Here is a 16,570-nt window from a genome sequence, read left to right as displayed (position 1 = left end):
ATACTAATGAAGAACTCCTTTAAATATTTCGTTTTCATAAGTATCATTTTAACTTCTTTTAGTTGCTCCAGTAACAAAAATGTTGATACAACTGATGTTAAAGAAAAACAACAACCTAATATCATTTTTTATTTAGCAGATGACCAAGATGTTTACGATTATGGCTGTTATGGAAATGAAAAAGTAAATACAGCTGCTGTAGATAGACTTGCAAAAGAAGGAATGTTGTTTACCAATGCGTTTACTGCACAAGCTATTTGTGCACCAAGTAGGTCTCAGGTTTTTACTGGTAAATACCCTGTTAAAAATGGATGTTTTGCAAATCATACAGCTACAAGACCAACTATTGAAAGCGTAACTACTAAAATGAAAAAGTTGGGTTATGAAGTGGTACTTGCAGGAAAAAGTCATGTAAAACCTTCTAGTGTTTACCAATGGGATAAAGAATGGTTGCCAGTTCCTACAAAAGGTGTTCCAAGAGATTATATTCCATTGGACAGTATCAAACACTATTTTAAAACCGGAACAAAACCGTTCTGTATGTTCATTACCTCAAAATATCCACATGGAAAATATTTTGATGTAGAAAACGCGAAAACTGAAGATATTAAGTTTTATCCTTTTAATGAACATAAAAAAAATGATAAAGCCTTTATCAAGAAAAAGGCAGGATATTATAGAAGCATTAATGAAGATAATACCCAAATAGAAAAAGTATTGGAATTTGTAGATGAATATTTAGATGATAATACCTTGTTTATTTACACTGCAGATCATGGTGTTTCAGGGAAATTTACAGTAAAAGATATTGGGTTAAAAGTGCCTTTTGTGGCAAGATGGCCAAAAGTGATTAAAGCAGGAACAACCTCAAATCAACTGATACATTATACAGATGTTTTACCAACTTTTATGGAAATTGCTGGAGGGAAATCTACAAAAGATATTGATGGAAATAGTTTTTTAGCATTGTTGCATGGAAAAGACGTACAAATCAATAAATATGTTTATGGAGTAAGAACCAATCAGAATATTTTAAATTCAGAAGTTTTCCCATCAAGAATGATACGTAATCAGCGTTATAAATACATTCGTAACTTTAATTCCTTAGAAGTTGTTGAAGAAAATTTGACAGGAAAATCAAATGTAGATTATTTTATCAAAAGAGGAGCTAATGCTTTTAAAAATGAATCTTTTGAAGAATTATATGATTTAGAAAAAGATCCTTTTGAGCAAAATAATTTGGCTAAAAATTCTGAATATAAAGCTATAAAGGAACGTTTAATGAAAGATATGTTTGTTTGGATGAAAGGGCAAGGAGATTTTTTAAATGAAGAAAAAGGAAACATGCCTTTAATTACGGCAAAAGGAAACAGAGGTTTTAAATTAGATAAAGATACACCAAGACGAAAAATTCCTGATTCGATAAAAAATACATTATCAGAAGAAGATTATAAGATTATAAAACATTGGTAATAAATCAGATATATGAAAATAATAACTAAACTTTTTTTACACTATTTAATAATTAGTGTTCTATTAATTTCTTGTAAAACTGACAAGAAAGAAGTTGCAATAAACACAAAAAATACACCAAAAAACATCTTATTTATTGCCGTTGATGACTTACGTCCAGAACTCAATTTTTACGGAGCAAAACACATCAAATCGCCAAACTTAGATCAACTAGCAAGTGAGAGTTTAGTATTTAATAAAGCGTATTGTAATGTGCCAGTTTGTGGTGCATCAAGAGCGAGTTTATTAACAGGTATGAGACCTACAAGAAATCGTTTTATAAACTATAAAACGAGGGCAGATGTAGATGTGCCTTATGCCATTTCCTTACCAAAGCTATTAAAACAAAATGGTTACACAACAATTTCAACAGGTAAAATTTACCATACTAATGAAGATGATAGCCTTTCTTGGAATGAAAGATGGTTCCCAAAAGGAAATATTCGAAACTATCAATTAGAAAAAAATATAGTAGAAAACGGTAAAGCCAATTTAGCTATGGGAGGTGCCAGTGCTTTTGAAATGGCAGCTGTAAATGATACTGCTTATTTTGATGGTAAAATAGCTCAAAAAGGAATTGCTGATTTAAAGAAACTTAAAAATAGTAAACAACCTTTCTTTTTGGCATTGGGTTTTATGAAGCCGCATTTACCATTCAACGCACCAAAAAAATATTGGGATTTATATGATAGAAATCAAATTGAATTACCAGAAAGTTATCTCCAACCAAAAACGACACCCAAAAAAGCATTTCACAACTTTGGGGAGTTACGTAATTATGGAAACATACCTAGAAAGGGACAAATTTCTGATGATTTGGCGAAAGAATTGATTCACGGTTATTATGCCTGTGTAAGTTATGTTGATGCTCAAATTGGTTTGGTTTTAGACGAATTAAAACGTTTGGAATTAGAAGACGATACTATTGTAATTTTATGGGGAGATCATGGTTGGAATTTAGGTGACCATAAATTATGGTGTAAACATGTCACCTTTGAAACTGCTTTAAGAACGCCATTAATCATTAAAGTTCCAGGAAAAACTAAAGGAACAAAAACAGAAGCCATCACAGAATATATAGATATTTATCCGAGTTTGACAGAATTAATTGGTTTAGAAACTCCAGATACTGTTGAAGGGAAAAGCTTTGTGCCAATCATTAATGGTAAAGACTCAGATAAAGATTGGGCTGTATCTAAATTTAAAGATGCTGTCACCCTGATTAAAGGCGATTTATTTTACACAGAGTGGACAAAAGATGATGGTGTTGCTTATGAAAGAATGTTATTTGACCATAAAACGGATCCTTTAGAATTAGATAATTTAGCTGAAAAGCCAGCATATCAAGAAAAAGTAAAAGCACTGGCTTTAGAATTAAGAGAAAAATGGGGAAAAGATTTTCTTTCTAAAAACTAAAAACGATCTTTAAGAATGAGAAATATAGTTGCACTAATACTATTAACAGTACTGATAACAAATTGTAATTCATTAAAAACAAATAAAATACGATCTAAAGAGGTTGTTAAAAAATCAAAAGAAAAACAACCCATTGTCATACAATTTATTATAGATGGATTGATGAAAGACGCTACAGAAACTGCAATTAAAGCGGGTGCAAAAAATTTAAAATATTTTGCAGAAAACGGAGTTGTTGTTGAGGATGCCTATTCTAATAGTCCAGTAGGTAGAGTTAAACTACCAGATGGAAGTGAACCTTGGAGAGGAGCATCACCCCCAAATATTGGCATGCATACAGGAACGCATGTTTTTGAAACTCAAGAATTAGATGATATCTTTTTATCAGCCAAAAGAGAAGGAATAAAATCGGTTTATGTTGGAGGACATACTTTATATGATGTTTTTACAACCTCAGATATTCATTATGCTGAAATTATGCCAGATCAAAAAGTTGTAGATCTTGGGATAAAGCATATTAAAGAAGATGGAGTAAGGTTGGTGCGTTTACATTTGCAAGAAATTAGAAGCTCTTGGAAAGGACCAGAAGGGAAAACCAATCCAGATTCTAAATACATTAAAGCCATTTTAAATGCAGATGCACAGTTAGGAAAATTGGTAACCTTCTTAAAAAATGAAGGCCTATGGGAAACAGCATATTTCATCATTTCTGCAGATCATGGAATGGGAACTTTAAGAAAAAGCAATCACCTTTCAGAGCAATTGTCTTCATGGCAAATTTATATGAATTTTTATGGACCTAAAGTAAAAAAAGGATCCCTAATTCCATACGCAGAATCTCCAGACATCGCTTTAATGACCAATCATTTTATGGGTCTAGAGCCATTAAAAGGATATACTAGAAACTTAGAAAGTCTTAAAAATTTAAAAACTACAGGTATTTTTCTAGAAAATATTTTTGAAGGAAATTCTGATAATTTAGAACATCCACAATGGATAAAAACCTACCTTGATAAAAATGCAGGCTCTCCTCCAAATGATTATTTACATTATAGAGAGGCGATGCTAAAGTTTATCAATGATTAAAAATTCTGAGAGAGATAGTACTATATTGGGTTAAAACTTATAATAACAAATTTGAAAAACATGAGATTACTAGTATACAAGAGATTATTTTTTAAATATATTTTAATAATGAGTATATTTTGTAGTGTCACTTTTTTAAAGGCACAAAATTTACAACGCCCATTTATTTTAGTAAAAAATTCTGATAGAACTGAAATTTTTAACAAAATAAAAACAAAAACTTGGGCGAAAGAGATTTATGAAAATTTAAAAACAAGAACAGATTTACAAGTTGTTAAATTTGATCAAAATCCAAAAGACTACATCAAAAATTTGCCTTTTAATTGGTCTGAAGGACAAAAAAATAACTTTCCACCATTTTACAAAACTGACCATGTAGAAAATGGTAAACATAGAAACTTAGATAACGCTACAGACAAAGAGTGGGAACCAGCAGAAAAATTAATTACCTATTTGCAAATAGCTTTAGATTGTGGTTATCTATACTACATTACCCAAGACGAAAAATACGCGTATATGGCCAGTAGTATCGTGTATTCATTTGTAAAATCTGTACAGAAATCTAAGTTATCTAATTGGCATGGTAGAGGTGGCTGGCTGTTTCCTTATGATGGTTTTAGAGAAGTACGTGTAATTGGCTACAGAGTTCCATTAATTTACGATTTTATTGCACCCTATCTTAAAAAAGAAGGCAATGCTTTTGATATCATTCAAAATAAAAAAGTAGTTTTTCCTGTTGATGAACTCCAGAATGTATGCAAAACCTATGCAGATATTACCATTAATTACGGACAAACTGGTTCTAACCATCCAGTACTAGAAGCACCAAGTTTAGTCTATAATGCTTTGGCAATGGACGATGAAAAGGAACGTAAAAAATTACTGTCTTACTTTTTATCAGAAAGCACAAAAAATCAAGATGCGTTGCCAGTAATGGCAAAAAACTATCAAAATCAAGGTGATATTTGGCCAGAAACATCTCAATATTTAAATCATTCAACAGAAATTTTAGGAAAATTATTATTGGTAGTTAATAGATATAATCCATCCTTAAAATTAGGAGCTCAATATCCAAATATATTATTTGCTTTACCAAGATTAGATGATTTGGTATATCCAAACAACGAGATTATACGTTGGGGTGATGGACATAGAAGACAACATGGTTCCTATCAGGCATATGAAAATGCTTATGTTTTGGCTAAGATGGACAACCTAACTTTTTTACAAAATAAATTTGCACCACTTTTGACAAAAGCTATGGAAAGTGGAAAATATTCAAGAAAAAGTATCGAGGCTTTATTCTGGTATGATGATGATATTTATGGGAGTTCAAAAAAAATAGAGTTACCAAGAACGGATAGAGTATATCATGCAGGAATTGTATTACAAAGAAACTTAAGTACAACAAAGAATCCTAAAGATGGGTTAATGGGCTTTGTTGGTGGCGCGCACATGGTACATGGTCATTCAGAAGGAATGAATATTGAATTGTATGGAGAAGGACAGGTTTTAGGTGTAGATCATGGAAGAAAAAAGTACGGAAAAGACTTGCATGAAAATTATTCAAGAATTTTTGCAGCCCACAATACTGTAATTGTTAACGGAAGTTCCCAAGGAGAAGGTGGTTGGGTAAATTTAGGAATCAATTCTGTAAAGGTCATCTCAATGGAACCAAAAGTAAGAGAAGCTGGAGTTTCTCCTAATCATTCTTTTAGTCAAACAAGTTTTTTAGATGATAAAGGATATAAAGCAGAAGCAACTCAAGAAAGAACTTTAGGTTTGATAAGAACATCGCCTACAACAGGATATTATGTAGATGTTTTTCGTTCAAAATCAAAATTACCAAATGAATATCATGATTATTTGTATCATAATATAGGCGATAAGTTGGTGTTTGAAAATAAGGATATGAACTTTAAAAAAACACCCAATAGATATATGAAAAATGCAAATTCTGAATGGATTCATAATAAAAAATATAGAAACCCTGGGTGGCATTTTTTTAAGAAAGTAAAATCATCAAACACATACAATAAAGATGTAAAAGCTACATTTAATATCAAAAAATTAAAAGGAAATGACGTTTTCATGAAATTATATATTTCTGGATTTAAAAATAGAACTTATACCAAAGTAAAAGCACCTATAACGTTTGAGTCTCCAGAACCTTATGATAAAAAACCTACACCAACTTTAGTAATTAGAAATAAGGGCGAAGCTTGGCAAAACCCTTTTGTAGTCGTTTTTGAACCTTATAATAGTTCAGAAAAACCAACCATACAATCGGTTTCTAAAATTGAACAAGATGGAATTTATAAAGGATTGATTATAAAAAGTAAAACACCAAATGAAGAGTTAATTCAGTATGTAATTACACAATCTAAAAATCAAGTTTTTAAAAACGATGCTATTTATTTTGAAGGTTCTTATGCAGTGATTACCTTACATAAAGATAAAAGTATAAAGAGTATTTATATTGGGGAAGGAGATAAATTAATTTATAACAATAAACTTATTACAACAAGCTCATCAAAATCTTATTTTAAAGAATTTTAAATATTTAAAATACCTTACAGGTTACTTAGAAAAACAATAAAACTAAAGAGATTCTCTATCAATAAAATTAAAGGGTACTTTTACTTTACCTTTAGTTTTATTTAGAATCATTTCTGCCGCAGTTTCCCCCATAGATTTAAAATCTGTAGACATTACTGTAATACCTAATAATTCTTTTAAAGGAGTATCGTTATAAGATATTATTCCAATATCTTTACCTAAAATAAACTCATCTTCTCTAGCTTGTTTTACTAAATTTACTAAGTCAGACTCTTCAATAGTAACAAATAAATCGCCTTTTTTTAAAATCATATCTTCGTAGACTTTATCAAGTATTTCAAAATCTAGTTTATGTTCAATACAATATTTTCTAAACCCATGAAGAATTCTTTTAGGATAGGGGTAAACAGCTTTTTCAGGATATACTAATATTATTTTTTTGTACTTCTTAATTTTTTGTATCCCTTGATTTAGAGCATGATAAATATCATTTTCGAAATCTTGATAAATCTGAATTGCTGAATTATCAATATTTTCTTTAATGTTGTCTAAAATAATTAATTTGTCTTTTTGAATTTTTTGTAATGCCTTTAAAACGTCATCAGGTAAACTTACATGTTTTGAATTTTCGGTTTTAAAATGAGGCATAATTACATAATAGTCATAAGCCGCTTTGTTTTTTTCTAATAAGTTTAGAAAAAGAGTTTCATCACAATGATAAATATCTAGATCTGTATGAGAGTTAGCACCTATTTTGTCAATAAAATAATTGTAAGTCCTTAATTTATATGAGCTTAGTTTATTAACTAAAAACAAAATATTTACTTTAGAAATTAGTTTTGTTCTTGAAATGTAAAAACCTTTACCTCTAATAGAAGTAATTATTTTTCGTTCTTTTAAAATACTATATGCTTTTTCAACAGTATCTCTAGATAAATAAAACTCTTCACTAAACATGTTTATTGAAGGTATCTTTTGATCCATTGTAAGGTTACCTTGTGAAATGTTGTGAATAATAGAATCTATAATTTGTTGATATTTTGGTACTCTAGAATTTTCATCTATTTTTATAAGCTTTATCAGTTGCATATAATATAAATTTTATTTATATATAAATATTAAAAACCAAAAGTAGTAAAAGGGATATTAATAAACCAATCATTTACAAAAAGAACTTTTTTAAATTAAAATAATTTGTAGTTAAGTGCACCTTAAAACTGTTTATAAGACTAAAAAAACAAATTCTTATACTTATTAAGTTTTTAAGATTAAAACTTCCTTAAATTTTTACAAAATATAGAATACTTAAAAATATTATTACTGAATACGGTATAGTACAGGATACAAAAGTTTAAATTCAAATTTACTTTTGATTCAAAATTTATTACTAACAGAATAATGAAAGAAATGACACAAAGCTTCAAGTACGTAGATTATTTATGGGACGAAGAAAAAGCAGCAACACTAGGAGATAATCAAGTAGAATTATTTTTATATCGCTCAAATATTTTGGGTGCAGATTTAAGAATAACAAATTATGGAGGGGGAAACACCAGCTGTAAAACAATAGAAAAAGATCCTTTAACTAATGAAGAAGTTGAAGTAATGTGGGTAAAAGGTTCTGGAGGAGATATTGGAACTTTAAAACGTTCTGGGATTGCTGGTTTATATACAGAAAGGCTTCGTGATTTAAAAAATGTTTATCAAGGTTTACATGATGAAGATAGAATGGTTGGTTTATTTAATCATTGTATTTATGACTTAGATAGTAAAGCACCATCTATTGATACGCCTTTACATGGTTTATTGCCATTTGCACACATAGACCACTTACATCCAGATGCTTTAATTGCTGTTGCAGCAGCAAAAGATAGCGAAAAAGTAACCAAAGAAATTTGGGGAGACACAATGGGTTGGGTACCTTGGCAAAAACCAGGATTCGATTTAGGTTTACAATTAGAAAAATGTTTAGCAGATAACCCTGGAATTAGAGGAATTGTTTTAGGTAGTCATGGTTTATTTACTTGGGGAGATACTTCTTTCGAGTGTTATATGAATAGTTTAGAGGTAATTGAAATGGCTTCTGAATATATAGAACAAAAATTAAAAGAGCAAGGTGAAGTTTTTGGTGGTCAAAAAGTAGAAAGTTTACCTAAAGAAGAGCGTTTAGGAAAAGCTGCTCAAATTATGCCTTTATTAAGAGGTTTATGTTCTTCAGAAAATAGAATGATTGGTCATTTTTCTGATTCTGATGTTGTTATGCAATACATCAATAGTAATGACTTAGAAAGATTAGCTCCAATGGGAACCTCTTGTCCAGATCACTTTTTAAGAACTAAAATTCAACCATTAGTTTTAAGTTTAGATAAAAGTGAAGATTTATCTAATGCAGACGCTATTTTAGCAAAGTTAGAGCCAGCATTTGAGGCTTATCGTCAAGAATATGTAGATTATTATAATACTTGTAAAAAAGATAATAGCCCAGCAATACGTGATGCAAATCCAGTAATTATTATTTATCCTGGAGTGGGTATGTTTAGTTTTGCTAAAAACAAGCAAACTACACGTGTAGCAAGTGAGTTTTATATCAATGCAATTAACGTAATGCGAGGTGCAGAAGCTATTACAGAATATACTTCTTTACCAAGACAAGAAGCTTTTGATATTGAATACTGGTTATTAGAAGAAGCAAAGTTACAACGTATGCCAAAAGAAAAACCATTATCAAGAAAAGTAGCTTTAGTTACTGGAGCTGGTGGAGGAATTGGTAAGGCAATTGCAGATAAATTAGCTGCAGAAGGAGCAAATGTAGTATTAACAGATATTAATGAAGATGCCTTAGTAGAGGCTAATGCAACTTACGCTAGAGATGTTTCTTCTTATGCGGTTTGTGATGTAACCAATACAGAATCTATTGCGAGTGCCTATAAAAAAGCAATTATAGAGTTTGGTGGTGTCGATATGATTGTACACAGTGCAGGTTTAGCTATTTCAAAACCTTTAACAGAAACTACAGATAAAGACTGGAATATTTTACAAAACATTTTAGTAAAAGGTCAGTTTGACTTGGCAAAACAATTTGCATTAATCGTTCGTAAACAAGGTTTAGGAGGAGATTATATTGCAATTGCAAGTAAAAACGGCTTGGTTGCAGGACCAAACAACGTTGCTTATGGTACAGCAAAAGCAGCACAACAGCATATGGTACGTTTATTAGCAGCAGAATTAGCTAAAGATAAAGTAAGAGTAAACACAGTAAACCCTGATGGAGTTATTGTAGGAAGTAAAATTTGGGAAGGTGCTTGGGCAGAAGGTAGAGCAAAAGCAAACGGTATTACTGTTGAAGAATTACCTGCTTTTTACGCAAAGAGAAACCTACTCAATGAAATTATAACGCCAGATGATATTGCAAATGGGGTTTTCTCTCTCGTAGGGATTCTAGACAAATCAACAGGAAATATTATAAACGTAGATGGTGGAATGGCTAATGCGTTCGTAAGATAAAAAATAGTAGTAGTTTGTAATTTGAATTAAGAAAACTTCTATAGATAATATTTTATAGAAGTTTTTTTTAATTTACAACAGCCAAAAATAATGAAAATACAACAGGAGAAAATCTCAGATTTCAACAAAAAAGAATTAGAAAATCATAAAGATAATTTTGATTTTTTAGCAAGTAATTTAACTAAGAATGGGCATAATTTAGATACTATACTTTCTAAATTATCAGAATTTCAAGTAGCCATACCAAGTTGGGCTTTAGGGGCTGGTGGTACTCGTTTTGGACGTTTTGGATTCTATGGAGAACCTTCTAATTTAGAAGAGAAAATAGATGATGTAGGAATTTTACATAGTTTAACCCAAACAGCAGGAGCAGTATCTTTACATATTCCTTGGGATATTCCTTCGGATTATGCTGCAATTAAACAAAAAGCAGATGCTTTAAATATAAAGTTTGATGCTGTAAATTCAAATACTTTTCAAGATCAGCTTGGTGCCAAAGAGAGTTATAAATATGGATCACTAAGTAATGTAAGTAAAGCGGTTAGAGAACAAGCCATTCAACATAACCTAGACGTTATAAAGATAGGAGATAAATTAGGTTCTAAGGCATTGACGGTTTGGTTAGCAGATGGATCTTGTTTTCCAGGCCAAAACAACTTTCAAACAGCATTTCAAAATACTCAAGATAGTTTAATTGATATTTATAAAGGTTTACCAGAAGATTGGAAAATGTTGGTTGAATACAAACCTTATGAACCTAATTTTTACAGTACTGTAATACAAGACTGGGGAGCATCTTTAATGTTAGCAAATGGTTGTGGAGAAAAAGCTTATACACTTGTAGATTTAGGACATCACCTACCAAACTCTAATATTGAACAAATCGTCTCTATTTTACAATTAAAAGGTAAACTAGGTGGTTTCCATTTTAATGATAGTAAATATGGTGATGATGATTTAACAGTTGGTAGTATCAAACCATATGCTTTGTTCTTAATTTTTAATGAATTGGTATATGGTATGCAAAACAATCCACAAAATCCGGATTTAGCGTGGATGATTGATGCGAGCCATAACGTAAAAGACCCTTTAGAAGATTTAATTCAATCTTTAGAAGCCATTCAAGAAGCATATGCAAAAGCCTTGTTAATTGATCAAGATGCTTTAAGAGAAGCACAATTAAATAATGATGTTGTAAAATGTCAAGAGATTTTACAGGGAGCATACAGAACAGATGTGAGACCTCTTTTAGAAAAAGCACGTATAAATGCTGGGGCTGTAATTAACCCAATTAATGCATACAGAGCTTTAGGTGTAAGAGAACAATTAATTAAAGAAAGAGGAAAAAATACTGTAGCAACAGGTCTTTAAAAAATATCTAATGAAACAAAAAGTAACTGCGGTTTTTGATATTGGTAAAACAAATAAAAAGTTTTTTTTATTTGATAAAAATTTTACAGAAGTTTATAAAGAATACACTTCTTTTGATGAAATTGAAGATGAAGATGGTCATCCAACAGAAGACATTAATGCACTACAAAATTGGATAAAAAAAGTTTTTCATACGATATTAAAATCAGATAAGTTTAATGTAAAAGCGATTAATTTTTCAACTTACGGAGCAAGTTTTGTCCATTTAGATCAAAATGGAGAAATCCTTACCCCTTTATACAATTACACAAAAGAAATTGACCAAGATATAGTTGAACAATTTTACAATAAGCATGGTAATGATCTTGAGCTAATTAGAACAAGTGGTTCATCAAAGTCACCAGGTTTATTAAACTCAGGATTACAATTGTACTGGTTAAAATACAAAAAACCAGAGGTTTTTAAGAAAATAAAATATTCATTACACTTACCTCAATATTTAAGCTATATTTTTTCTGGAGTTCCGTTAAGTGAATTTACAAGTATAGGTTGTCACACAATTTTGTGGAATTACGAAACAAAAGATTACCAAGATTGGGTTTATAAAGAAGGGGTTCACAATATTCTACCACCAATAGTTTCTACAGAAACAAGTTTAAACATGAACTACAATGGTAAAAGAGTTAAAATAGGTGTAGGGATTCATGATAGTTCATCTGCACTATTACCATATGTTAGAAGTGTAAAAAAACCCTTTGTTTTAATATCTACAGGTACTTGGAGTATCGCTTTAAATCCATTTGTTGATACACCATTAACAAATGAAGATGTAAAGGCAGATTGTATAAATTATATGCGAATCAATGGAAAACCAGTTAAATCTTCAAGACTTTTTTTAGGTAATGAATACAAAATTCAAGTAACTAAATTAACAGAAAAATTTGGAGTAGATAAAGACTACCACAAAACAGTAGAATTTAATTATGATGTTTACTTCGAAATCTTACAAGATTTTAACCATTCATTTAAATGGGAGTCTTTTGAGCATAAAAATATGCCAGTAAAAACAAATTATTTATATAACAATTTTGAACACGCTTATCATCATTTGATGGTAGAATTGGTAATGTTACAGGTAGAGAGTGTAAAAAGGATAGCGAATGCAGAAAAAATAGATAGACTATACATAGATGGAGGGTTCTCTGATAATGATATTTATATAAAACTATTGTCTCATTATTTAAGAGGTATGAAGTTAAGAACAACAAAAGCATCTTTAGGTTCTGCTCTAGGTGCAGCAATTGCAATTTCAGACACCAAATTAAATTCAAAATTTCTAAGAAAGAATTACGCATTAAAAAAACACGTGCCTTTTATAGTAAATGATTAAATTTAAATATTTAAAACAAAAAATTAAACATACAAACAAATAATAATGTCAAAGGATATAAAATTAATCCACCCAAGAGATCTAATTACAGTATTAATTATAGAGAATGATTCTGTAATAATTACAGGTGATAAATTACTATAAACTTTTGAATATTTAGTAGTTGCAGCGTTTAGTTCAAAATAAATAGTTTTAGGACACACCCTAGTAAAGATGGTTCCTATTAACGACGAACAAGTAAAAAATTTAAAAAAAAAACCAATCATAAAAAAAATATATGGCTTTATCCTTTGATACTAGATACCCTTCTGTAGACGATTTACGTAAACGAGCTCAGAAAAAAATACCAAAATTTGCTTTTGAATATTTAGATGGTGGTTGTAATGAAGATGTGAATTTAGTAAGAAACACATCAGAATTAAGAGAAATACAATTAAAACCTAATTATTTAAGAAACCACCATGGCTCTTCATTAAAAACCAACTTATTTGGTATTGAATATGATGCACCCTTTGGTATAGCTCCTGTAGGTTTGCAAGGTTTAATGTGGCCAAATTCACCAGAAATTTTAGCCAAAGCTGCATTTGAGCATAATATTCCTTTTATACTAAGTACAGTAACAACTACAAGTATAGAAAGAGCTGCAGAATTAACAGAAGGTAAAGCTTGGTTCCAATTATACCATCCAACAGAAGATAAATTAAGAAACGATATTATTAATAGAGCAGCAGCAGCAGAATGCCCAGTTTTGGTCATTTTATGTGATGTACCAAGTTTTGGTTTTAGACCAAGAGATATTAGAAATGGTTTGGCAATGCCTCCAAAAATGAATTTGAGTAACATTTTACAAGCTTTTGGAAGACCTCATTGGAGTTTACAAACCCTAAAACATGGTATTCCTAATTTTGCAAATTTATTACCATACATGCCTAAAAACTTAGATTTAAAACAATTAGGAAAATTCATGGATCAAACTTTTTCAGGAAGGTTAAATGAGGAAAAAATTAAACCTATTAGAGATATGTGGAAAGGAAAATTGGTTATAAAAGGGGTGGCGTCAGAATACGATGCTGAACAAGCTATTAAATTAGGTTTAGACGGAATAATTGTATCAAATCATGGAGGTCGTCAACTAGATGCAGGTGAGTCTACGATAAAACCACTTTCTACAATAGCAGAAAAATATGGAGATCAAATAGAAGTGATGATGGATAGTGGTATTCGCTCAGGACCAGACGTGGCAAGAGCTATGGCTAGTGGAGCTAAGTTTACATTTATGGGACGTTCATTTATGTATGGTGTTTCTGCGCTAGGTAAAAAAGGTGGAGATCATACAATATCCTTATTAAAAGCAGAATTACAACAAGTAATGGAGCAGTTGTGTTGTGAGAAAACTTCAGACTTTCCAGAGCATTTAATCAAATAACATAATAAATTACCTACATAATTCTTTCTGCATAATTACAAATTTACTCGCTAAAAATAACCTCTGATACAATTAAAGGGTTTATGGCTAAATCTAATTTAGATTAGCATAAATAATTTCTAGATACTTTTGTAATCTTTTAAAATGCTGTAGTTATTACTTTTTGAAAGCTACTAATAGTGGTTAGTATTTTGTTGTAACGTATGAAAATAGAGGGTATTTTAAAGCTATTCAAGTTTTTTATATAGGTTAGAAATAATTGGTGTAGTTGGTACAAATGGTCAACATGGTACGGAAGAGTACTTACATACTAAATAATTTACGCAAAATACTATTTTAGGACGTGACATAGCATCAAATAAAAAAACTTCGATCAATTTTTTAACGGAGTTTTTATAAAGAAACATATTAACTTAAAAGAATAATTAATTTTATTTCTCTATTAGGATAATGTATTGGTAACTAAAACTGTATTGTTTTAAAGAGATATTAAAATAGAAATATTTCTTTTATCTTTCATATTTACAAGTAAATACAATCGTAATCAGAAATTATTTTAATATTTTAGTGATATATAAAACCATACAGTGCAGGACACATAATCTTTGTTGATATTATATTTTCGTTTATTTGACATGTGTCAAAAACTTTAACAAGTTAGACTAAACAAGCAATAACAATCTTTAATAAATAAATAAACTAATTAATTATGTCTGAAAATCATGAAGGGGAATTAACTCTAGAAAGAAATGATGGAGGAGAATTTGAAAGAACTCCTGTTCCAAGTTCGAAACTTAAAGGATGGAAATCTTTTTTAGGTATGTATGCAGGTGAACATGCAGCAGGCACCGAATTTATGATTGGACCCTTGTTTTTGGCTGCAGGTGCAAGTTTAAAAGATTTATTAATAGGATTATTTATTGGTAACGTTTTAGCGATTCTTACTTGGAGGTTTATTGTAGCACCCATAGCTGTATCTAAAAAACTAACATTATACTATCAATTAGAAAAAATTGCAGGAAAACACTTAGTAAAAGTGTATAATGTGGTTAACGGGGTGCTTTTTTGCTTTTTAGCTGGTGCTATGATTACGGTTTCAGCAAGTGCAGTAGGTATTCCTTTTGATATTAATTTTACTGTACCAAAAGGTATCTTCGGATTAAGCACACCTTCTTTTTCAATGATTGTAATTATTGTAGGTGTTGTAATGACAATTGTAGCTGCAGCCGGGTACAATACAGTTTCTAAATTTGCTAATATTGCTGCACCTTGGATGATTGTTGTCTTTGCAGCTTGTGGTATATCTGCATTAACTCAAATGGAGGTTACTTCATGGGGTAGCTTATTAACAGAATGGGATAATGGTGTAAATGTGGTACAATCTGTTAGCGGGAAAGTAGATTTTGGTTTTTGGAAAATTGTAATTTTTTCTTGGTTGTGTAATGCAGCAATGCATTTTGGAATGGCAGATTTATCTATCATGCGTTTTGCAAAAGATTCACGTGCTGGTTGGGGGCCTTCAATAGGAATGTTTTTAGGTCATTATATGGCTTGGATCTGTGCTTCTTTTATGTTGGCTGCTCAAATAAAACTAACAGGAGATATTTCAGCAAATCCAGGTGCTTTAGCTTGGAGTGCTGTTGGATGGACTGGGATTATTTGTGTTATTGTTGCAGGTTGGACTACCGCTAATCCAACTATTTACAGAGCAGGTTTAGCTTTTCAAAGCTTATTTCCTTTAAAAGCAAAATCTTATTCAGGAGTAATTTTAGCTGGTTTAGTAGCAACAGCAGCAGGGATATTCCCTGCTCTTTCAGCAAAACTTCTTGATTTTGTAGGTTTATACGGAACAATCTTGGGACCTATGGGTGGTGTGATTTTCGTGAACCATTATCTTGCAAAGAAGATGAATTTTACACAAAACTACGCAGATGAAAAAGGATCAAGTTTTAATATGGCTGTTTTATTAGCTTGGGTTATTCCTGTAGCTTTAGGGTTGTATTTTATTTTTGGAGAGCAACAGTTATTTGCTGCATACGCAGTTATACCTTGTTGGATTGCTTCAAGCTTATTGTACGTTATTATTATGAAATTTCAAAAATCTTAAAAATATGAAAATGCTAAAATTAATAAGTACTTTATCAATAGGTGTTTTAATACTGTTAGCTAGTATATTTTTATTCTTAGGAATATTAGATGCAACTAAAGTTAATATCTCTATGTTAATTGGTACAATTATATGGTTTATAGTTACACCTTTGTGGATGAAAGAAGAGTGATAATTAAACACGTATTAGAATAGTATT

The 16,570-nt window shown here is 30.5% G+C and carries 10 protein-coding genes; 9 read left to right on the top strand and 1 reads right to left on the bottom strand.

All coding sequences use genetic code 11. The features are described 5' to 3' along the window. Window positions 1-6 precede the first annotated feature (6 nt). The 4 genes from Q0662_RS00145 to Q0662_RS00130 all read left to right on the top strand — a co-directional run bounded on the left by Q0662_RS00145 (window position 7) and on the right by Q0662_RS00130 (window position 6,573). Entirely contained in the window at window positions 7-1,473 is a 1,467-nt protein-coding gene (locus tag Q0662_RS00145) for a sulfatase (protein ID WP_298945823.1), read from the top strand. A gap of 12 nt (window positions 1,474-1,485) precedes the next feature. Continuing rightward, window positions 1,486-2,928 (top strand): sulfatase, encoded by a 1,443-nt coding sequence (locus Q0662_RS00140; RefSeq protein ID WP_298945821.1) that lies wholly within the window; start codon window positions 1,486-1,488, stop codon window positions 2,926-2,928. A gap of 15 nt (window positions 2,929-2,943) precedes the next feature. Beyond that, window positions 2,944-4,014, top strand: a complete 1,071-nt coding sequence (locus Q0662_RS00135) for an alkaline phosphatase family protein (protein ID WP_298945819.1) — start codon at window positions 2,944-2,946, stop codon at window positions 4,012-4,014. A gap of 108 nt (window positions 4,015-4,122) precedes the next feature. Then, complete coding sequence (locus tag Q0662_RS00130) at window positions 4,123-6,573, top strand: heparinase II/III family protein (RefSeq protein ID WP_298945817.1); 2,451 nt, start codon at window positions 4,123-4,125, stop codon at window positions 6,571-6,573. Between the two features lie 42 nt (window positions 6,574-6,615). Here Q0662_RS00130 and Q0662_RS00125 read toward each other — a convergent pair whose 3' ends face one another. After that, the gene (locus tag Q0662_RS00125) at window positions 6,616-7,662 is read right to left on the bottom strand and encodes a GntR family transcriptional regulator (protein ID WP_298945815.1); all 1,047 of its coding nucleotides are present in this window, start codon (window positions 7,660-7,662) and stop codon (window positions 6,616-6,618) included. A 318-nt stretch (window positions 7,663-7,980) separates the two neighbouring features. On the opposite strand from Q0662_RS00125, the gene Q0662_RS00120 reads away from it, so the two are divergent. From Q0662_RS00120 to Q0662_RS00100, 5 genes are all read left to right on the top strand, one after another. Then, window positions 7,981-10,077: a bifunctional aldolase/short-chain dehydrogenase gene (locus Q0662_RS00120; protein WP_298946341.1), complete on the top strand. Its 2,097-nt coding sequence runs from the start codon at window positions 7,981-7,983 to the stop codon at window positions 10,075-10,077. Window positions 10,078-10,167: 90 nt separating this feature from the next. After that, on the top strand, window positions 10,168-11,448 hold the full coding sequence (locus Q0662_RS00115; protein ID WP_298945813.1) for a sugar isomerase: 1,281 nt from the start codon (window positions 10,168-10,170) through the stop codon (window positions 11,446-11,448). Window positions 11,449-11,458: 10 nt separating this feature from the next. Beyond that, window positions 11,459-12,838: an FGGY family carbohydrate kinase gene (locus tag Q0662_RS00110; RefSeq protein WP_298945811.1), complete on the top strand. Its 1,380-nt coding sequence runs from the start codon at window positions 11,459-11,461 to the stop codon at window positions 12,836-12,838. Between the two features lie 277 nt (window positions 12,839-13,115). After that, complete coding sequence (locus tag Q0662_RS00105) at window positions 13,116-14,264, top strand: alpha-hydroxy acid oxidase (protein ID WP_298945808.1); 1,149 nt, start codon at window positions 13,116-13,118, stop codon at window positions 14,262-14,264. Between the two features lie 709 nt (window positions 14,265-14,973). Beyond that, a complete protein-coding gene (locus Q0662_RS00100) occupies window positions 14,974-16,371 on the top strand; it encodes a hypothetical protein (protein WP_298945806.1) in 1,398 nt (465 codons plus the stop codon). Window positions 16,372-16,570: the final 199 nt, after the last annotated feature.

Source organism: uncultured Polaribacter sp. (genome assembly GCF_947503855.1).
GTDB lineage: Bacteria > Bacteroidota > Bacteroidia > Flavobacteriales > Flavobacteriaceae > Polaribacter.
This window is presented reverse-complemented; position numbering and strand designations above follow the sequence as displayed.